Annotated in this window: 1 protein-coding gene; it reads left to right on the forward strand. The window is 68.4% G+C overall.

What is annotated here, in order from left to right; genetic code table 11:
* A partial coding sequence (locus JGU66_36200) for an amino acid adenylation domain-containing protein (GenBank protein MBJ6766218.1) occupies positions 1-940 on the forward strand: 940 nt, incomplete at both ends.

The raw sequence follows: 940 nt of genomic DNA on the forward strand, positions 1-940 counted from the left end.
CCTCCGTCTACTCAGACGTCTCCTCTCCCCTCCGCGTCAGCCTCAACGCGCCCCTCTCCTTCGACGCCTCCGTCAAGCAACTCATCCAACTCGTTGACGGGCACTCCCTCCTCTTCGTCCCTCAAGCCGCTCGCGAGGAGCCCTCCCTCCTCGTCGCCTGGGCCGCCGCCCACCACCTCGACGTCCTCGACTGCTCCCCCTCTCTCCTCCGCCTCCTCCTCGACGAAGGCCTCGCCTCCTCTCGGCCTCTTCGCGTCCTCGTCGGAGGCGAGCATGTCGATGACTCGCTCTGGGCTCGCATCGCCGCGCTCCCCTTCCTCTCCTGCTTCAACGTCTACGGCCCCACCGAGTGCACCGTCGACGCCTCCTCTCGCCTCGTCGCTCCCAACTCGCGGCCCGCCCTCGGCAAGCCTCTCCCCAACGTCTCTCTCTTCGTCCTCGACGACGCCCTCTCGCCCTGCCCCATTGGCGTCCCGGGCGAACTCTTCATCGGCGGCGCGGGCCTCGCGCGTGGCTACCTCGACAGGCCCTCGCTCTCCGCCGAGCGCTTCATCCCCAATCCCTTCTCAACCCTCCCCGGTGAGCGCCTCTACCGCACCGGTGACAAGGCACGCTGGCTCCCCTCCGGTGAAGTCGAGTACCTCGGCCGTCTCGACTTCCAGGTGAAGCTCCGCGGCTTCCGCATTGAGTTGGGTGAAGTCGAAGCCGCACTCCAGGCACTTCCCTCCATCGACCGCGCGCTCGTCCTCGCGCGCGAGGATGTCCCTGGGGACACGCGCCTCGTCGCCTACCTCCTCGGCACGCCCGCCTCCCCCGCCTCCCTCCGCGACGCGCTCCGCGCCTCTCTCCCCGACTACATGCTCCCCTCTGCCTTCATCTTCCTGAAGGCTTTCCCTCTCACCTCTCACGGCAAGCTCGACCGTCGTGCCCTCCCTCCTCC

This window comes from Myxococcaceae bacterium JPH2 (assembly GCA_016458225.1).
Taxonomy (GTDB): Bacteria; Myxococcota; Myxococcia; order Myxococcales; family Myxococcaceae; genus Citreicoccus.